Source organism: Flavobacterium plantiphilum (genome assembly GCF_046000495.1).
Lineage (GTDB): Bacteria > Bacteroidota > Bacteroidia > Flavobacteriales > Flavobacteriaceae > Flavobacterium > Flavobacterium plantiphilum.
This window is the reverse complement of sequence record NZ_JBELQA010000002.1, coordinates 462,067-483,070: the sequence shown is the minus strand read 5'-3', so window position 1 is coordinate 483,070 and position 21,004 is coordinate 462,067. Positions and strand designations below refer to the sequence as shown.

General features: G+C 36.0%; 10 protein-coding genes. All 10 read right to left on the bottom strand.

Features of this window, described 5'->3' with window-relative positions:
- Positions 1 to 46 precede the first annotated feature (46 nt).
- Positions 47 to 1,630 (bottom strand): glycoside hydrolase family 28 protein, encoded by a 1,584-nt coding sequence (locus ABS764_RS04810; protein WP_408080521.1) that lies wholly within the window; start codon positions 1,628 to 1,630, stop codon positions 47 to 49.
- A gap of 6 nt (positions 1,631 to 1,636) precedes the next feature.
- Complete coding sequence (locus tag ABS764_RS04805; protein WP_408080519.1) at positions 1,637 to 3,052, bottom strand: glycoside hydrolase family 140 protein; 1,416 nt, start codon at positions 3,050 to 3,052, stop codon at positions 1,637 to 1,639.
- Position 3,053: 1 nt separating this feature from the next.
- A complete protein-coding gene (locus tag ABS764_RS04800) occupies positions 3,054 to 6,233 on the bottom strand; it encodes a DUF6298 domain-containing protein (RefSeq protein ID WP_408080517.1) in 3,180 nt (1,059 codons plus the stop codon).
- Between the two features lie 38 nt (positions 6,234 to 6,271).
- On the bottom strand, positions 6,272 to 7,957 hold the full coding sequence (locus tag ABS764_RS04795; RefSeq protein WP_408080515.1) for a polysaccharide lyase: 1,686 nt from the start codon (positions 7,955 to 7,957) through the stop codon (positions 6,272 to 6,274).
- A gap of 72 nt (positions 7,958 to 8,029) precedes the next feature.
- Complete coding sequence (locus tag ABS764_RS04790) at positions 8,030 to 8,698, bottom strand: DUF3826 domain-containing protein (RefSeq protein WP_408080513.1); 669 nt, start codon at positions 8,696 to 8,698, stop codon at positions 8,030 to 8,032.
- 91 nt (positions 8,699 to 8,789) lie between these two features.
- Positions 8,790 to 10,511, bottom strand: coding sequence for a polysaccharide lyase (locus tag ABS764_RS04785; protein ID WP_408080511.1), 1,722 nt, complete (start codon positions 10,509 to 10,511; stop codon positions 8,790 to 8,792).
- Positions 10,512 to 10,633: 122 nt separating this feature from the next.
- Entirely contained in the window at positions 10,634 to 12,655 is a 2,022-nt protein-coding gene (locus ABS764_RS04780; RefSeq protein ID WP_408080509.1) for a RagB/SusD family nutrient uptake outer membrane protein, read from the bottom strand.
- Positions 12,656 to 12,679: 24 nt separating this feature from the next.
- Positions 12,680 to 15,934, bottom strand: coding sequence for a SusC/RagA family TonB-linked outer membrane protein (locus tag ABS764_RS04775; protein WP_408080507.1), 3,255 nt, complete (start codon positions 15,932 to 15,934; stop codon positions 12,680 to 12,682).
- Between the two features lie 352 nt (positions 15,935 to 16,286).
- On the bottom strand, positions 16,287 to 18,302 hold the full coding sequence (locus ABS764_RS04770) for an aceric acid hydrolase (RefSeq protein WP_408080505.1): 2,016 nt from the start codon (positions 18,300 to 18,302) through the stop codon (positions 16,287 to 16,289).
- Between the two features lie 186 nt (positions 18,303 to 18,488).
- Complete coding sequence (locus tag ABS764_RS04765) at positions 18,489 to 20,957, bottom strand: pectate lyase family protein (RefSeq protein ID WP_408080503.1); 2,469 nt, start codon at positions 20,955 to 20,957, stop codon at positions 18,489 to 18,491.
- Positions 20,958 to 21,004: the final 47 nt, after the last annotated feature.

Sequence of the window (21,004 nt, the reverse complement as noted above, 5' to 3'; positions counted from 1 at the left end):
TAATTTCTGTCCCATACGATCAAAAAGACCTTACAGGAAGATACACTTATTCTACAACAGCGTTTTTGTCTAATGCAGCTCCTTTATTTATCACTTTTTTTACATTGTTAAAAACATTGTTTTTCAGGAATATTCCTTTAGTTTTCGCACCATCAGCTTCCAGGAAAACATCTGTAGTAAACATTGGAAAATTATTAGAAATCATCATGTTTGATGCATCAGTTAATTTAATTAATGCGGTGTTAGCTATTGGTTTCATTGAAGCAACATTATCCAAAATCAGATTGTTTGAATTTTCAATTTTAAAAGAAGCTCCTAAAGTTATTGTAACTTTTGCATCATGAAATTCCACATTGTCAGTTGTATTTAGTGTAAATCCTTCTGTACCCTGAATGTTTATATTTGAAAAAGAAATATTCTGCACCGGCATTTCTGAAATTCCTAAAACAGTTCCTGCTTTTTTCACATTTGTTCCGGTAACATTACTGATATGAATATTTCTAAAAATAGGTGTTCGCTCTGAAACCGGTTCTTCTACAGTATTTTTATCATAAAAAAGATTCATCATAAAAGCTTCTTCTTTGATGTTTTTCATCACTACATTATCTACACGAATGTCCTCTACAACGCCGCCACGACCACGAGCTGCTTTGATACGGATTCCTCTGTCGGTTCCGTCAAAAACACAGTTTGAAATCGTGATTTTTTTAATTCCTCCAGACATTTCGCTTCCTATAACCACACCACCATGACCACTTAGCATCGTACAATTAGTAATAGTCACATTTTCTGTAGCCATCCCATATTTACGACCGTCTTCATCTCTTCCTGATTTTATGGTGATGCAATCGTCGCCTACGCTAATGTGACAATTCGAAATATGTACATTTTTACACGAAGAAGGATTGATTCCATCTGTATTAGGAGAGTGCGGATTAAAAATGGTGATTCCCGTGATATTTATATTCTCACAAAAAACCGGATTTATCGTCCAGAAAGGAGAGTTTTGAAAAGTCACTCCTTCGATTAAAATATTCTTAGAGTTCTGTACCTGAAAAAAAGCTGGTCTGAAAAACTTTTTGTCAATTGTTCTTTGATAATATGGCGAATACACAATTCCTTTGTTTTGTTCCACCCACATCGTTTGGTATTTTGTCAACGGAATCGGACCTTTAGCTGTTTCAATACGGTACACTTCGTTCCACCAGGCTTCCCCTTGACCATCAATAACACCTCTTCCTTTAATGCTGATATTTTCGACATCTTTAGCATAAAATAATGGCGAGAAAGTCTTCATCATGATTCCTTCGTAACGCATTTCTACATAAGGCAGGTAATCATCAAAATTATTGGAGAATTTCAAAACCGAACCAGCATCCAGATAAATCGTGATATTGCTTTTGAATGTAATGGGTCCTGTTAAGTAATTTCCCGCCGGAAAGAAAATAGTTCCTCCGCCATTTTTAGAAGCTTTTTCGATCGCTTTTTGAATGGCCTGAGTACAAAGGATTCCTTTGTTATTTCCTCCTTCGTTCAAAATATTTATCCAGCCTTCATTTTTATTTTTGGCAGTCGCCAAAGCAGTAATTAATACAACACTCAACAGAAGGTATTTTTTTATAAAATTCATTTCAGATTATTTTGATGTTAAAACTAAAACCCAGTCATTCCCGTCAGCTTGTTCTCCCGGAGGATCAAACTCTAACACGCCTTCGTTTTTAAATTCTCCAATAGATTTATTTTCGCCATTTTTAGGATTAAACCAGGAAGCATCTACTTTATCTCCTTTAATTTTTCCCATATTCAAAGACATTGTTCTGCCATTGTAAGTGTAAATTAAAGCGTAATCAGCTCCTCTCGTAGCTGCTAAGTAATCGTATTTTTCACCCTGATTAGCTATAATAGTTTCATCCGGAACACGTTCAAAATAATTGTGATCTAAAATCAATTCCTTGAGATATTTCATTTGACCGGCGCCGGGAGCTTTCAATGCATCGCTCCAGATTTCTCTGTTTCCGTAAGCCCCTTTCTTTTCTCCTTTATGGTACATTTGCATCACAGCATTATTTCCATATGTAAAACCTGCTCCTCCTGCAAAAACAGACCAATATGCATATCTTCTTAAATCATGATCTTTCCATTTAGGTTGCAGGGTATCGTGTAAACCGTGAGGAATTCCTTCGTATGACGGTTCTCCATCCAGTGTTGGTTTTGTTGGTTTTAAATCCCAATCTCTACTAACATATTTGTAATTGTCTTCTTTAAAAGCTCCTTTGGTAGTATCCTGAGCATAGGTTCTGTGTCCGGATTGGAACATATTAAAATCCAACCAGTCCGCATTATGATAGTTTTCAGAAGAATCGGTACGTCCAAAAGGATGGAAAGTCACCAATTGATCCGGATTGCTGGTCTTTAAAGTACTCCCGATTGCATTCCAGATATCCATGAACTTTTCACCATGTGTATCGCCACCGTTTAACCAAATTACATTGGTTCTGCCTTTGTATCTTCCGGCTAAAAATTGTGCATACTTTTCAGCATCAGCTTTAGTTACTTTACTGTCTTTACTACTCACATTAGTTCCCCAAACTGGAACCATTGCCAAATAGATTCCGTTTTTTTCTGCTACTTCCAATGTATAGTCTACATGATCCCAGTAATCATATTCATCCGGATTATTAAAATTATTTCCGGGAGTTACCAATGGTTTTGAAACATTCTCATCTGTTAAAGCAAAATCTCCATAGACATTTTTTACAGCCAAAGAATGCAATACCATCACCTGAACTACATTGTAGCCTTTTTGTTTTCGATCTTCAAAATACTGGTTTACTTCTTCACGACTTAATTTTCCAAAAGTCAGCCAGCCTGTGTCTCCCAACCAGAAAAAGGGTTTTCCGTCTTCTGTCTGGAAATAATGCTTGTTTGAGGCAACTTCTAATTTTGCCAAAGCTTTTGTTTCTTCCTTATTTACTTTGCATGAAATAGCCAGACAGCTTAATCCTGCAATTGCAAATAGTTTACCCATTTTCTTAGAAATCATTACTTTCATTTTATTTCTTTTTAATATATGCTACAATTTTTGAATCTTTTCCGCCCGGAGCTGTCAACGTATGGATTGATTTTCCCTGAATCACTTCTTTTGAAATCTGGTTACCGTTTTCAGGATTTATCCAGTATACTTCAAAAGTTCCTTTGTAATCCGATAAATCCAGTTTTGCCTGATTTGCTTTTTGGAAGTAATAAAGATATCCTTCTCCCTTATCTTCAAGTGTCCAGACAGCGCTGTTGTAATTTTCTGCAGAAACCGTTTTCATGTTTACCAATGCTTCATGAAAACCCGGAATAGTAATTTTAGGAATGGCAGCCAGAGAACCACCGGCCATCAATACCGGCCAGCCAAATCTATTAGCTCCCGGAGTAGAATAAATAACAGCTTTATTGCTGTATTTATCTCTGTATTCCCGCACTGCTCTGTACACCTGAGCATCTGTTTCTTTACCCACTTTCATTTGTCTGGCGTGTTGTCTTGGTGCCAAATTTACACCTCCCTGAGGAGCATATGCGCTTCCGTCTTCTTTATAATACCAATATCTGATATCAATTACATCAACTGTTGCAGCTCTTTTATCATCATTCAGAATAGCGTCCTGAACATCTTTAGTGGCACTTAAGGCGATTTTAGATTCACTTTTATGTGCTTTTTTATAATTAGCTGTTACATCAATCCAAAATTGCATGAACGATAAAGGTCCGGTATATTCGGCACTTGTAAGTTGCAAAACATTGGCATTGTCTTTAAAATTCTCTAAGCTTTTTTCGATAAAACTCTGGTGTAATTTTCTAATATTTTCATTTCGAACATCATAAAATTGTTCTGCAATAAAAATTCTTTTATCACCTACATAAGGTGGTGGCTCAGGAAGTCCTGTATTGTTTACATTATTAGCCGGACGCCAGGGTGAACTTGACCAGTGCGCTCCAGCTTCTAAAATATTATGTTGAAAATATTGTTCGTTCATTAATATCTTATTTTGCTGAGCCGCTAACTCCGCAAATGTTTTCAAACGCCCCCAATACCATGTATTGAATCTTGTTAAATCATATTTACTCAGATGGTCCCAAGCTGTTCCTTGTCCTGTTCTGTCAAAAGGCTGTTCGTAAAAAGGTGCCCAGACATCGGCATCCATTCGGCGGATGCGTTCGTGATCGGCCATTCTTTGTTCGTACCACAAACCGTAATTATGATCTAAAGATGCCTTATTATTATCCACTAAAAACTGAACCGTTTCAGCTAAATTATCGGTATACCCCAATCCATAATGCCCCGGAGCAAAACGGGTAATATGAGGTCTCGCGGTTACAATATCTGATTCACGCAAACTGCCTCTCCACCATGGAATATCAATAATTTCACCTGTTAACAATCCTTTATTACTAATTAAAAGGCCATTTTTAATATCTATTTTATCGGTATTATCTGCAACAGATTTTGATTCTGTTTTTACTTCGTTAATGCGTTTTGCTTTCGAAAAATCAATTGCAATAGGATTTCTCGTTGCTGACTGTTCAATCCATTCTTTTAAAGTGGTTTGCTTTTTATAAGATTCGGCTGTTAAAACGGCTGCCTGTTCAATCGTTGGGCTGGAAGTAGGCTCTGATCCTAAATCAATAATCTGGGATTGCATTGGCAATTTTCCAAGACGCTGTTCTAGCAAAGCATAGTACAAACTTCTGGGATTAATATGACTGTTTACGTCATTCCAATGTCCGTTTCCTGCCCATTGTGCCCAAACTCCAAATGCCCAGTTATCAGCTGTAGGCGGACTAAAATTATCAATTTTTGAAGCCGATGTTTCCCAAATGACACTATTAGCTGCATTCCAGCCGATTCCGCGGCCATCCTGTCCTAAATTCTTAAAACTTAATGCGTTTCCATCAATTAAAACAACATCAAACAATATTCCTGTAGCCCAGCTTCCAACAGAGCCACTAAAACTATAAGGTAAATACGATTGACATTGTAAAAATACGTTAGGTCCCGCAGTAGCATAGCCACCAACAGCAAAATCATTATAACCATATTCTGAATAACAGCGCTGAAATAAGGTTTGCTGCCCTTCGGTATAAAAAGTACTTCTTCTGAAAGCAGCAATTTCTGAGACCGGATTCAAAGAAATACAATCCTCTACCGTGATTCTTTTAGCTGATTTTAATATAGAAACAGCGCCTCCGGCAAATTGTTCAAAATTCACTTGCCTCACCCATACATCTTCCGTATTTTGAATGGAAACTCCGTACCATCTGTGTTGTTCGTCTTTTGGGTTTGTAGTATCAAAATCTGATTTTAAAATCAAATTTTCTACACCCACATTATTAATTCGGCCTGACCATGAATAAATTACTACTTCCGACGGAGACAATTTTGTATCCAAAGCATTTGTTAAAGGAGCATCGATACTGATTTTGTTGGACTGAACGTGAGTCACTTCTCTGTCGGCACGAATTACAAAATCATCACTTTTCCATCCTATCCATCCTGTTTCACCACCAAAATCTTTCATTCCAAGACTGTCAATCCATTTCTGGGTGATAGGAGTATTTACTAAAATATGATCGCCTTTTTGTATAGCATTGGCATTTTTTAAAGAAATTGTAGTACTGCCAAGCGGTGTATAAGCATCAGCAACTTGAAATTTATCTTTTAAAATACGATTATTATTTCCGGATATATTTACAATAGCGCCTCTTGAAGTTCCTGTTGCCAGAATTGTGGTTCCGCTGTTTCCGGATCCGCTTCCTCTTAAAACGATTCCGCTTTCTTTAATTGTAAGGGTTTCCGAAACCTTAAATATTCCTTTATCTAAAAGCACCGCTCCTCTAAAACCATTTTTATCTGCTTTAAGTGTCGCCACATAATCAATAGCAGCCTGAATGGTAGCCGTTGCATCGCCTGAAATATGTGGTACAAACGCTTTAACTGCAATATTAGGAATCGCATATTCTCCGGCACGATAACCTGCAAAAGAAAAATCAGGAATCTGGTCTCCCAAATTGTTCTGAGTTCGGATTATTTTTCCGGCTTTATCTTTTGTAATGGTTGGAAAACTGTTTTGAGCATTCAGAGAAGCAGCCAAAAAGAACAACAAAAGTGCCTTAAAACTAAGGCACTTGTTGATTATGTTGTGTTTACAACAATTACTATTATTCAAATATGGATATTTGTTTTTCATATATAAACCCTAAGGGAGTTAAATATTAAAATTCAAAACTATTGTAACAACGGAGCTGTAAGCGTCTCTTTGTTATTTTCCTGTTTTGTCCAGTCCGTTTTTTTAACAGGATCAATTCCGTTGATATACTTTTCAATATTTGTATATCCATCACCATTTAAATCTCCATTAGCATCAGAAGCGTCTTTAGGATTTAAACCGTATTTCTTTTCCCAGGCATCCGAAATTCCATCATTATCAGAATCTTTGTATGCTTTTCCTCTGTATTCAGGATAACCTCCTACCTGATCCGGATGTGTTATGATTCCTTTCTTATAAGAATCAGCAGGCAATCTTCTTTTGATAAATTCTTTTCCAATGGTGTTTTCCAAACCATCTTTATATTCTATTTTTCCTGTTCGAACATAATTAATTACACGTTTATCAACTGCATCTCTTTTAGGCAAAGTGGCTCCTACATTATTCAGCACAAATTCATAAGCTTCATCAGCTTTCATAATGGTTACATGTGCCATTGGAAATGGTTTGGACTGTTTAATTAACTGTAAATAATCTTTAGATTCTGCTAAAGAACGATCTTCCAGCTGTACTCCACCATTCCAGTTATCAGCGGTAACTTCCGGTGAACCTACTACAAAATTACCCGATACATAAGCTCTTCCAAAAGTTTTAGGCTCCATATAACCCGATTCCGGTTTTAAAATTCGGTAACTAATCGGTTCTTTTTCAGGAGTAATAGGTCCAGGTTTGAAATAATTATTGATGATGTTAAACATCGAACGATAATCACCTCCGTCCAGAGAGCGATTCCACCAATTGAACAATACATTATTTACAAAATTAAAACTTCCGTACATTCCTATGGAAGGATTTCTTGAAATATTATTGGCCCACAAATTACGAATAAAAGTACTGTTTAAGCCTCCAATAGTACTTCCGAAAGCATGGTTATAAGTATCCAGACCTTCCGAAGATATGGTATTTTGTATTGTTACATTAACTGCAGGAATTTTTTCTAATTTTGATTTTTCATTAGCCTGAAACTGATGGCGGTACAACGAAATGTTTTCGTCTAACCCCCAGCTTACGGAACAATGATCAATGATAACGTTTCCAATCACATTGCCGCCTAAAGCATCATCTCTTCTTGTAACCTCAGTTGCGCCACGGCGAAAACGCATATAACGGATAATGATATCATGTGTATCCAACAAAATAGATTCTCCTGCTACGCAAATACCATCACCAGGTGCAGTCTGACCAGCGATGGTAATATATGGTGCACGCACACTGATTGGTTTTTGGAGTTTAATAATACCAGATACATTGAAAACAACTGTTCTTGCTCCTACTGCTTCTAAAGCTTCTCTTAAAGTTCCTTTACCGGAATCTTCCAAACTGTTCACGACGAATATTTTTCCTCCACGTCCACCAGCGGTAAATGCACCACCACCTTCAGCTCCTGGAAAAGCAGGGATTTCAGCCTGAATTAAATCCCCCGGATAGGCAGCCCATGGAATAAAGGGACGCCCTTTTACAGCTTCTTCTCTGAGTATATTTTCATTGTCTGCCCAAATCTTAGCTAATCGTGCATCTTCCTGTGCTAAAACAGCATCCGTTTTGTCCTGAAGAGCTTTAGGAATTTCAGGATATTGAGCCTGCATAACCGAGCAACTGAAAAAAAGTATGCTTAAGTTAAACAGCTGTTGTAGGTTGTATTTCATTTTTTTGAAGTTTTTAATGAATGAGTTTATATTTTTATGAAGTTTAAATCACAATACCAAATCTATAAAACCTTATTTTTTCTTATTTTTCTCTCTTTCTTCTAATCTTTTATGCCAGTCAGCACTTTCTTTGTTTAAATCATATCCTTGTTTAGAAAGATAATTATTGATTCTTCCTTTGTATTTTCCAAACCAGGCATGCTTTTCTTTAGAAGAACCCGCATCCATTGCATGTTCTCTGGCTTCCACCAGCGCATCATAAATGTACTTTTGTTGTTCCTGAGTCAGGTTGGGTAACATATCATTATAACCTGTAACAGTTATCGGTAAAACACCATAAGTCATTCCGTCTTTTACCTGAACTATCTGACTATTATTAAGTTTTTTACTTAATTTTTTCAGATAGGATTTATGCAGTGACAGGATTTTTTTATCGGCATCATTCTTTAATTTATCAATTGTTTTTTGCTGTTTCTCCTTATCCGTAATACTTTTTTTAACTTCCTCAATTTTAGCATCACGGCCATCCTGAATCTTACTCAATGAACGGTATTGTTCTGCAATTATATTTCTAACTGCCAGCTGATCTTCCGATGATTTTAATTTCAAATCATCAACAATTTTCTGAGCTCTTTCATTAGTCACTTTTACATATTCAGGATCAACGCCTGATTGTGCCAAAACTATATTTGAACCAACAAACAACATTAAAGCAACTACTAATTTTTTGTACATTTTCATCATTTATTTTTTTAAAACTTAAGTAATATAAAGCAAAATTCTTGCTCAATCTGTTACCAGATTAGGCAAGAATTATACCAAAAAACATCGATTACTTCTTATACTCTGCTAATCCTTGTTCTTTTTTAGCTAAAGTATCTTCATTATTATCCAGGTTTTTCCAATCTACTTTTTTAGTAGGATCTATGCCATTGATATATTTTTCAATATTTGTATAACCATCTCCATTATTGTCTTTATTTGCATCAGAAGCATCTTTCGGATTTAAACCGAATTTTTTCTCCCATGCATCCGGCATACCGTCATTATCTGAATCTTTATAGGCTTTCCCTTTGTATTCCGGATACCCCCCTACTTGTGAAATATCAGTAATAATTCCTAATTTATAAGAATCCTGCCCCAGACGTCTGTGCTCAAACTGATAGAATGATTTAGGATCTAATCCTTTTGCATATTCCGGTTTTCCTGTTTTTACAACTCTTACAATTCTGGTATCAACAGGATCTCTTTCAGGCAATGTTGCTCCGGCATTTTTAAGTACAAAATCATAACTTTCTTCAGCAGTCATAAATGTTTTTAACCAAGGCATTGGCATTGGTTCATTTACTTTCATTTTAGGGAAATACGTTGACGCTTCTTCAAAACTCATTGCATTTCCTTTTTTATTTTCCATTTGTACACCGCCAGCCCAGTTATCTTTAGAAACTTTTTCATTTCCTTCGACAAAATTTCCGTTTACGTAAGCTCTACCAAAAACTACATAAGGTAATTTACTTCTGCCTGATTCCGGTTTCAAAATTCGGTAGCTTATCGGATCATTTTTATCCGTTGCCGGTCCTGGTTTAAAATAATTATTAATGATATTATACTGAGCCGTATAATCACCACCATCGATAGAACGGTTTACCCAGTTAAAAATAACATTATTAGCAAAATTAAAGATTCCGTTCCAACCGATTGATGGGTTTCTACCTGTATTAGAAGACCATAAATTTCGAATAAAAGAACAATTTTCCCCACCTAAAGTACTACCAAAAGCATGGTTATAAGTATCTAAACCTTCAGCAAACAAACTGTTTTGAATGGTAACATTTACTGTTGGAAATTTTTTATCCGGACCACCGGTTCCATCAGCATACATATGTCTGTAAAAAGACATGTTTTCGTCTAAGCCCCATGTTGCAGAAACGTGATCAATAATGATATTCCCCACCGGATTTCCTCCAATAGCATCGTCACGACGACCTACAAAAGTTTCCCCTCTACGGAAACGCATGTGACGAATAACAACATCATGAGTATCTACCCAGATGGTTTCACCTGCTACACAAATTCCGTCACCGGGAGCAGTTTGCCCTGCTATAGTAACATAAGGAGCACGAACAATTAAAGGACTTTTAAGCTTTATAATACCTGAAACATTAAAAACAATGATTCTGGCACCACCTTGCTCCAGTGCTTCACGCAAAGACCCTGGACCTCTGTCTTCCAGACTGGTAACAGTTAAAACCTTACCACCTCTACCGCCAAAACTATACATTCCTCCTCCTTCAGCACCTGGAAAAGCAGGAATGGATGCCTGTGGCAAATCAGTAGGTCTCGAAGCCCACGGTATAAATGGTTTTCCTTGTCTTTCTTCCTGTTCCACAATTACTTTCGCTTTTTCCCAAGCCTCATTTGAAAGTTTCTCAGCTTCAGCCTTAATCGCATTTTCTCTTGCCTGAACCTCAGGAGATATTTTTGGATATTGTGCAAAACAGTTTACACTGCTTCCTAAAGCCAAAAAAGCCAATAAATAATTTAATTTGTTCATTTTAAAATTCTCTTAATTAATAAAAATGTTTGGTTAGAACTGTGTTTTTATTAGATTAAAATTTTGATAGTTGTAATAGAAGAAATGCCTGAATAAATCAGGCATTTCTTGTTGTTATATAATTATTGCAAAGGATAAAAAGTTGATGTCCCTCCAGACCATCCGTCAGTTTGTCCTAAATAAATAGAAGTATTTAATGCGCTTGCAGGAATACCAAAGAAATAGTATTGATTATACCATTTAAATTTCCAATTAGCAGACGTAGGATCTGCATTATCTTTTACAACCACTCTTAAAAAGTTTGTATAAAAATAATCTAAGTACTGATCATAAGTAGTTATACCAGTTGGGTAAGTTGCAGGATTTCTGTCTGCAACAGGAGCCACCCCATTAACTGGCACAAATGGATCAGGATTACCTACATAATCAGTACCATTTTGTCTTTTAGCTATAAAAAATAATCCCTGTCTTCTGATTCCATCAATAGGAGTTTGATTTAAACGTGTACATGTACCAAAATCATCATTAAACAACAACCAACGTCTTAAATCCCAGAAACGTTTACTTTCGTATGCGAATTCTACTTTTCTCTCATTAATAACAGCAGCAAAATGTTGATCTCTGCTATTTACATTGTCTAAACCAAATGTCCCTCCATTACTTTCAATACCAGCTCTCTCTCTAATTTTTGCAATTAAAGCTTTACCTTCTGCCAATTGATTAATTCCAATAGCAGATTCCGCTAAATTTAATAATACTTCGGCAAAACGCATTTCCATATAATCGGTACCACTAAACTGGAAATTGTTAGCTTTACTTGCACTTGGATTTGTTGCTTTTCCGATATATATATTAGTATTAACAGTACCTAATGTTTCAGTTACACCAGTTGGCAATACGGTAGCATCAGCTGGAGTAGTCCTAAACCAATGATAAGAAAACTGCTTAAAAGAAGGTTCTTCAGCATGAGGCCATGGAGCTCCACTATAAATAAAAGTTTTATAAAATCTTGGATCTCTATTTTTATAAAATGTTTGCAATGAATACGGATATGTGGTTGAAACACCTGGTGCTTTACCGTCTTTCATAGGGAAAGCTTCCATCATTTGTAACGTTGCACCTAGCGACCCATTAGCTCCCTGAGTTTTAGAACGGACTGCTCGTTCCCAACCATTATTTCTTTGAACATTTGATGCAGTTGTATTATTAAAACCATACACAATTACAGCCTCAGGATTATTAACTTCAGTAAACCACATATTTCCCCAAGCTGTTCCATTCGCAAATCCTCCTGTATTAAAGAGTCTTTTAGAACCACCTTCAGCTGACTCTAATAAAGTAACAGCTTCTTTGTTTGCATCATACGCCCTTTGCCATCTTGCAACATCATCATTACGATTGAATAAAGGACTTGCCCAAGTTAATAATACACGCCCTTTGAAAGCAGCTACCGCACCTTTAGTAATCCTACCCCAGTTTACATTAGGCTCATCCCACACACCAGGTAATAAACTTTGCGCCATGTCTAAATCAGCTATGATTTGTTCAATACAAGCAGCCGTTGAACTTCTAGGAATTCTATTTGCCTCAGGATTATCAGTTATAGAACTTTGAGCTGTTAATACTAGAGGAACACCACCGTATAAACGCACTAAATCAAAATATTGCCATGCTCTCCAAAAGTACATTTGTCCTTTCAATGGATTTTTATCAGCATCTGCCATACCATACTTATCAATATTATCCAAGAATAGATTAATTTGTCTCAAGCGAGTATATGAATTATTACCTATACTCGCATTCATAGCTGTACCAATATAGTTCAAACAATTTGCATCGGTATTTCTTCCTGGATCAGCCCAAACTTTATTCCAGTTAACCTCCCCTGTTAATTCATCAGTAGTCTGAGAGAAATCATCATTTGCACCCGATGCTAAATCCCATGTGTAAGATTGTGCATTATTTGCAGGTAAAAACAATCTATAGATATAATCAACATAAGATTGAGCTTGAAGAGGTTCTTGATATACCTCTTCATTAACTCCTGATAAGTCTCTCTTTTCTTCAAGAAAATCATCACTACAACTGCCTAAAAAAAGTCCTGTTGCAAGACAAGCTAGTATATTTATTTTTATATTTTTCATTTTTAAAGATTTAAATATTCTTAATTAAAAAGATAGATTAAGTCCTAAAGAATAGGTTTTCAATTCAGGATAAACATCATAGGCACCATTTGGAGCTTTATATTCAAATGGGTTGTATAAAATAAAAGGATTAATAGCTGTTAAATTTAATCTACATGAACTAATTCCTAAAGCATCTGTAAATTTCTTAGGCATAGTATAACCTAAATTAATATTACGCATTTGAATACTGGTTGCTGAACGTTGCCAGAATGATGAAGTTGGCGCTAAGTTCAATGCTTCACTGTAAGGATTAGGCATCGTTCCATTAGGATTTAACACCGGATCGTAGATGTTATTCCAAATTGAAGGTCGGTTATCAATACCATCATTAATGGCAGCATTCATTGTTTTTCTAGTTTGACTATCTACTTCATTAAATCCACCACCAAAAGAAGCTGTTACTACTGCATTTAAAGTAAAGTTTTTATAACCAAACTTCAAAGTCGTACCCATACCATATCTGGTACTTTGTCTTTTTGCCAATCGAACTTGATCCCATTTATCAACAATACCATCTGCTGGAGCAAATTCACCTGTTTCAACATTTAAGGGACCACGAATATCGGCATAAGATAACGAACCCGGTCTAAGATCCTGAGCACGAACACCAAAAACAGTTTGAATGTTATATTTTTCTATATAAGCCTGAACATCCTCCATAGTTTTTAACATGCCTACATATTCATAACCCCATACACCATTATCTAATCGCTGACCCGGTTGCGGATTCCATGGCTCCATAATATTAATAGGATTAAAATCACCACGAACCATCTTATCATCACCCCAGCCAAAGTTGACGTTCACCCCATATTTAAAATCACCACCAATTGTATCATCCCAACCCAAGGCAAACTCATATCCCCAATTATCTCTTCTACCATAATTCTCTGAAGCTACAGAACCACCTATAGTAAAAGGAACATCTGCTGTCTTAGAAAGTAATATATCATCTTCAATATTATAATAAGTTTCAGCTGTCAAAGACAATCTGTTGTCAAATAATTTAGCATCAACACCAAAATTCATTTTTGTATGGTCAGTCCAGGTAGCATCTCTATTCGGCGTAACCTCCATTTTCATTCCGGTAGTAGCTAACTGATTATTTCCTCCAACAAATCCCTGTCCGTTCTGATATGTAAAACGTTGTCTCCAACCCCAAGGTCTTGTATCATCTGTACCTAATAAACCAAGAGAATATCTGATTTTTAAGAAATCAATAAATTTAGATTTAAAGAAATTTTCTTTAGAGATTACCCATCCCGTAGATATACTGTAGAATTTCCCCCAATAATTCTCTGGTGCAAAACGGGTAGAAGCATCACTTCTGAACAATAATTCAGCTAAATACTTATCCGCATAAACATAATTAAGACGACCTATATAACCCAGAGTACCTGATTCATTTCCGGTAGCTGTACCATCAATAGTTCCAAAAGCAGAATTAGAAAAACCATTAGTTGTTTGCAAAGGTTCGTCTCTATAAAATTGATCACGAGTATCATTAGCTTCACCTTTTTCTATTGAAAACAATGCAGAAACCGAATGTTTCCCAAAATCACGACTGTACGATACATTAAAATTATACTGTTCTGACAATGAATTTGTATTATCCCATCCTAATCTATTACCATTACTGTTATTTCTAGCCGTAACTGCTGTATATTGGTCTAGAGGTCTATTTGGGTCATAGATGTGCCCATTAGCTCCCGCTCCATTAACCCCTGGTGTAGTTGTAAACTGATACAATGTAAATCTAGTTCCGATATAGTTAGATCTATTGGTAATCATATTACGTGCATAAGACGCTCTGGCTTTTAAACCTTTTACAAAGGGCACTTGATATTCCGCATAAAAATTAGAGGTCAAATTGAATCCTTTATTTGTTGCTATGTTGTTTAGCCTGTTAATCTCAAAATAATGATATTGTGATTCATTACGAGTATTTAAACGCTGCACCGGTAAGCCTTGAATGTACTGAGGCAAAATTGGGGAAGAGTTTAATAATCTTCTGTAATCATTCTCATCATTTGTACCTCCAACCCTACTATTTACCTTAGAGTTATCATTATAAAATCCTGAAATTTGAATACCAGCTTTAAAATCTTCAGAAACTTTAAAATCAGCACCTGCTCTATATGTCCATCTTTTATAATCAACATTATCAATATTTCCATTCTGAGTATAATAAGATGCTCCTGCAAAATAAGTAGCTCTATCCGAACCTCCTGTTACATTCATAGTGTGTTTTTGATTGTATGATGGTTTCCAAACTTCATCCAGAGGATTATAATTAATTGTTTTATAATAATCTATTTCATCAGGAGAAAAATTATGCTGCGGACTCACATCCCTTCCTGCAACAGTAGCTCCGTAACCATTTGGACCATTCATAATATTATAATAATTGGCATACTCTACCGCATTTAACATTTTTGTACGATAGACCTCGTCCTGCATCCCATACAATCCCGTATAAGTAAACTTTGCAGGCCCACTTTTTCCTCTTTTTGTAGTCACTAAAACCACTCCATTAGCACCTCTCGAACCATACACAGCAGCAGCAGCATCTTTAAGAAATGAAATACTCTCTACTTCCGAAGCATCCAAATTATCAAACAATGTAGAATCCGGAGCGCCATTTCCTGATATTTGTATTATTCCATCTATCACATACAGCGGTTGATTTGTTCCTCCGTCTTTAGAAAGAGTTACTGAATTACGTACATTCAATGAAGCCGCCTGACCTGGCCTTCTGGTTCCTCCAGAAACACCAACACCCAATACTCTACCAACTAAAGTAGACGCCAAGTTATTTGTAGGCAAATCTTCTATTTCAGTAGCTTTAATTGTTTGTGTAGCTCCTGTCAAATGTATTTTCTTTTGCGTACCATAACCTACAACCACTACTTCATCTAAAGTAGAAGCATCTTCCTGCATCGTTATATTAATCGTTGTTGCACTACCAACAGCTCTTTCAACAGTTTTCATTCCAATATAAGAAAACTGCAAAACCGCTCCTTTAGGAACCTGGATTTTGTAGTTACCATCAATATCAGTCATAACAGCATGTTTTGTCCCTTTTTCAAGAACATTGAGGCCCACAACCCCCAGTCCGTCTTTATCCACTACTTTTCCAGTGATAGCTGTCCTTTCAGCTGCATTTTGAGCAAAACCAGTCAGACTCATCATACTGAACAGTAATACACTAAATACCATTTTAAATGTTTGTTTCATAAGTGTGTTTCTTTGGTTAAAAAATTATTAATTTGTTTGGCTTATTTATTTCTGTATAAGTGAGAAATCAGTTTCGGATGTCTTTAACATACTGTTTTTCGATTTATTTAACATTCTGATCGCATGTATTTATGACTGTTTTTATTTGTGTAAACGTTTACATTTCTGTAAGATTTATTTAATGATTTTGCTTTTAAATGAGCTAAATAAATCAAATGTAAACGTTTACATTTTTCAAATGTACTAAAATTTTATTACAACACATTTTTTTAGCACATTTTTTTTAAGTTTTGATGTTTTTTTTATGTTAAATTTTTCAAATTCTCTTGTTTTCTAATTTTTAACAAGTTTTTTAACGTAAAAACCATACGTTCATTTCTTTACCTGAACCATTTCCCCAGGCAAAATAAGGTATTAGTTTTAAGGAAACTTTCTCCTTGTGATTGTGCAACGGTTGGTACAATTTTTTATCCCACGAATTGGTGTTTAGAAACCCCTGTGCAGTAATCGCAATCAGATTTCTATCGTTCTTTTCATAATTTGCAGTTTTAAAATCTGAATTAATATCTAAAACAACTTCATTAATTGATGCCTCTTTTGAAACTCCGTCAGATTCTAAACAATATACCAGCGGTCCTCTTTTTACAGCCACTTGATTTCTGGTTTCTTCCACCAGCGGATTCGCCTGCATTAATTCCACAGGCATTGGGATGTTTAAGCTGATAACATCTCCTTTCTTCCATTTTCTTTCCAGCTTAAAATAAGTTCCGGAAACCGGACTTGCCTCTACAACCTTATTGTTAACTATAATAATTGTTCCATTACTCCATCCCGGAATTCTTAAAAATATAGCATAGGATTCTTTAGGAGCCTTATCCATAGTTATTGAAATAGCACCATCCCAAGGATAGTTCGTTTGTTGACGCAATTGAATCTTAGCACCTTCTTCAGTATTGGTATCCAAATTGTTACTTCCGTATAAATTAACATACAAGCCTTCTTTAGTCAGACTGTAAGCATAGTTACTGACTTCGGCAATAGTCCTGGTAACATTTGGCGCACAACAATTAGACAAAGCAATATAACCTTCGCGTTCATTTCCCCATCGTTGATTAAAAGGCAAATCAACGGACACATTCAAGGGATTGTTATAGCAGAATTTATTTCCTTCCAAATTAATTCCTGACAAAACACTATTATATAAAGCCAATTCTACTACGTCAGCATATTTTGCATCAGCAGTAAGCTGTAACATACGCCAATTCCACAATACGTTTCCAATGTTTGCACAGGTTTCTGTATGCGCTGTAGCATTTGGCAATTGAAAAGGTCTTCCATAAGCCTGATGAATTTTTTGAACTACGGTTGGATCATAAGAAGTTCCATCTGGTGACACTCCATCATACAAAGCACCACAGGCTCCGGTAATGTACATTTTGCGATAAGCTACATCTTCCCAAATGGATTCCAGATTGTCTAACAATTTTTTCTCCCCTGTTTCAGCATACAAATCGGCAACACCGGCATATAAGTAATTGGCTCTTACCGCATGTCCCATAGCGGTAGTTTGTTGTCTAAATGGAATTCGGTCCTGATTGTCATCCGTTCCGTCATTAGTAGTTCCTCTGATATCTATTAAATTATTCGCTAATTCTAGATATTTTGGGTTCTTTGTGGTACGGTACATTTCGACAATTCCCATATAATGCGAAGGACAAATCGCATTTCGTGCTAAATCAGGAGATGCTTTTTTATAGAAATCATATAAAAAGTCAGCTACTCCCTTGGCAATATTTAGAAAACTCGTTTTTCCGGTGGCCCGATAATGCACACAGGCTGCAGTCATTAAATGACCCATATTATATTTTTCAAAACCCAATTGTTTTTTCACTTCTTCAGGGCCTAAAGTCCCCCAACGTTCATCAATTAAAACGGGAGTATGCAAGTAACCATCTTTTCGTTGCACTTTTTGAAATAAAGCAATTGCTTCATCCATTTGCTTGTCTAATTTAGGATCTTTAGTAACGGCATAAGTTGCCGCCATTCCTTCAAAAATTTTGTAAAAATCACCATCATGAAAAGAAGGCCCTTTGAAAGTTCCTTTTCTGTTTCCTGCTGCTATTTCAAAATTGGCATAAGCATGGGAAATGTCATCATCATGATACAAATCCCACATATAAGGTAAAGTCTCCTGATTTTCTACATTCAGTTGCTCTTTCCAAAAACCGCCTGTCCAGTTTACATCCTGCAAACCAACACTCTTCAATTTTGTATAAGGACTTGCAGAATTATCGACTAAACCTTTGTTTTGCGCATTAATAACAGTCGAAAAAAGCACGGCTGACAATAGAATGATGTTCTTTTTCATTTTCACTTATTTTTACCATATAAGTCATATAAGTTCATTAAAGTGTTTTCTTTAAAACCAAAACTTATATGCTATTTATTATTACTTATAATTTAAACTAATCCTTAATCATTAAAACATAAAGCTCATAAAAGAATACATTAAAACACTTATTTTAAAAAACTTATATGACTTATAGGCTTATTTTTATTTTAAAAACACATTGATAATTCGGCTCATAGAATCTCCGTCAGCATCTTCAACTTTAACTTCAACAGAAGCAAAACCCTTTTTATCTGAAGTAAATTGAATTTCATTTTTAAACATCGAAGCGGAACCATTTATAACTGTTGTTACAGTATATTTAGGTTTTTTAGTATAGCCTTTAAAAAATGCCTCAGCATCAATTTCTAAAGATTCTCCTGCATTTATAAAATAATGCGGTTGTGCCATCCAGTTCAGATAATCTTCTAATTGTGTATAGCCATCTCCTGTGTGCTCATTTGCATCAGCAAAATCTCCTTTTGCAGAATTTGGATTCAAACCTTTGGCTTCTTCCCACCAATTTGGCAACCCATCCTGATCCGTATCCCAACTATCCGGACGCGTTTCTGTTGCAAATTTAGGCCATCCACCTGCATCCTGTTCATTATCAATCATTCCGCCCAAACCACTTTTACTGCCTTTAAAACTATAAGTCCCTTTTAAGGTTTCCTCGATAATTCTCTGGTCGTGTGTATCAAAAACAGGTTGAGTCGCTCCTACATCTGATAACACATTTTTATAAGCTGCTTCTGCTGATTGTGTTTTAACATGTGATTCAAAAAATGGTTTGTCCACAAATGTTTCATAGGTTTCCTTATCTCCATGAGAATAAGTAGCCGTTCTTCCTTTTTGCTGGTTTTTTTCATTAAAATGACCCGGCATCACATTCCCATCAAAATAATATTCTTGTTTCCCTTTCCCAACCCCTTCATGCTGTGCATTTAAAGCATAAAAGAAATTAGTTGAAGCTCCTGGTTTGTAATAGTTGTTTACAAAATTAACTTGGCTTGCTCCTCCATCGGTAGCACGGTGTCCCCAATTGTAGACTACATTATTTCTAATATCAACTTTTCCTCCGTAAAAACCATTCCCGTTCAAACCTCCGCCAATACTCCAGTTACGTCCGTAATTGTGTGCTAATAAGTTGTGGTGAAAACTACCTACATCACCACCAATAGTAGCTGCATAACCGTGCATTTTCCCTGCCGGATATTTATCATGACCTGCCACATTTAAAGCCTCAGAAATTAAAGTGCGTTGCAAACTGATGTTGTGCGCTCCTCTTGAACTAAATGACTCATCAATGGTCCAACTAATCGAACAGTGATCAATGATACTGTTATTTGCTCCCGTTAATCCCATTCCGTCATAAGTAGTTCCTCCACCGATACGAACTCTTAAAAAACGAATAATCCCATCATTTCCTGTCAGTCCTATTGGCGCTCTAGTAATTGTAATCCCTTCACCTGGTGCTGTTTGTCCTGCAATGGTTACATTAGGCTGACTAACAACTAAACGAGATTTTAATTCGATATTACCAGAAACATTAAATACAATTGTTTTTGGTCCAATTTCCTGTTCCACCGCGTCACGCAAACTTCCTGGTCCGCTATCATTTAAATTGGTTACTGCAATCACTTTTCCGCCTCTTCCTCCTATTGCAAAACGTCCATAACCTTCAGCTCCCGGGAAGGCAATTTGGGCTGGTTTAAAAAACCACACTTTTCCTTTAGTAAGCTCTTTATTTGCATCAATTTCATCAATTCTCCAATAATAAGTATTCAAATTACTCAAAGAAGCTCCATCTACAGCTGCTGTATTTTTGTTTAAATTCCCTTTAAATTCAGCTGAACTATGAGTAGCATTAGCAACGCTTTGTTCATCTGTACCAAAATAAAAATCGTGAGAAGCTGTTCCTTCCGGCGAATTCCATTCTAATTTAAAGTCATTCCCTAAAACAACATGTTCGTCATTATTAGCCGGACTTGGCGTACTGGCTTGTTTCTTTAGATTAGGCAAATCCAATTCGAAACCATTAATAATTACTTTTTGTATAGCAGAAGCCGCTTTGGCATCAGCCTCAAACTTAATAACGACATCTTTGCCTGTTTCAGCATTAAAATGGATATAAGAAGTAGCTGCGTCAATAGTTGCTGTCGCTCTGTTGGTTGGTTCAATCGTTTGCGAAAAAACACCATTAACATACACATTAATCGGAGCATAATTAGCCAGCTCCGGACTATCAAATGTATTATTGAAGGTTAACAGACTGTGTTTGCCTTCTGTCAATCCGCTAATAATTAATTCTACACTTTTATCTGCTACAATTCCATCGTTCACTAATCGCGCATAAAATGGCGCCTGAATTCCGGTTTTGTACCAACTCGAATTAATGGTTCCTTTTAACGTCATTTTGATTGTTCCAAAACTTTTTTCAATAGACGTCCCTTCACTAATAGGCCAGGAAATATAATTAGGATCATTAACTTCTAAAGTGCGGCGTTGTGCCAAATCAAAATCTACTTTTAATGATTTTGAAGCTGAAATTACATTTTGATTTTGCGCGCTGCTACTCAATGTAAACGTTATCATTGTTCCTGCGCAAAATGCCAGTTGCTTTACTAAATTCATATTTATTATTTTAGGGTTTTTATATTACCATTCAGTATTTCTACCAA

What these genes read in the sequence shown, in the direction of transcription:
- ABS764_RS04810 (WP_408080521.1), bottom strand. Translation starts at nt 1,630, where the DNA reads ATGAATTTTATAAAAAAATACCTTCTGTTGAGTGTTGTATTAATTACT.
- ABS764_RS04805 (WP_408080519.1), bottom strand. Translation starts at nt 3,052, where the DNA reads ATGAAAGTAATGATTTCTAAGAAAATGGGTAAACTATTTGCAATTGCA.
- ABS764_RS04800 (WP_408080517.1), bottom strand. Translation starts at nt 6,233, where the DNA reads ATGAAAAACAAATATCCATATTTGAATAATAGTAATTGTTGTAAACAC.
- ABS764_RS04795 (WP_408080515.1), bottom strand. Translation starts at nt 7,957, where the DNA reads ATGAAATACAACCTACAACAGCTGTTTAACTTAAGCATACTTTTTTTC.
- ABS764_RS04790 (WP_408080513.1), bottom strand. Translation starts at nt 8,698, where the DNA reads ATGAAAATGTACAAAAAATTAGTAGTTGCTTTAATGTTGTTTGTTGGT.
- ABS764_RS04785 (WP_408080511.1), bottom strand. Translation starts at nt 10,511, where the DNA reads ATGAACAAATTAAATTATTTATTGGCTTTTTTGGCTTTAGGAAGCAGT.
- ABS764_RS04780 (WP_408080509.1), bottom strand. Translation starts at nt 12,655, where the DNA reads ATGAAAAATATAAAAATAAATATACTAGCTTGTCTTGCAACAGGACTT.
- ABS764_RS04775 (WP_408080507.1), bottom strand. Translation starts at nt 15,934, where the DNA reads ATGAAACAAACATTTAAAATGGTATTTAGTGTATTACTGTTCAGTATG.
- ABS764_RS04770 (WP_408080505.1), bottom strand. Translation starts at nt 18,302, where the DNA reads ATGAAAAAGAACATCATTCTATTGTCAGCCGTGCTTTTTTCGACTGTT.
- ABS764_RS04765 (WP_408080503.1), bottom strand. Translation starts at nt 20,957, where the DNA reads ATGAATTTAGTAAAGCAACTGGCATTTTGCGCAGGAACAATGATAACG.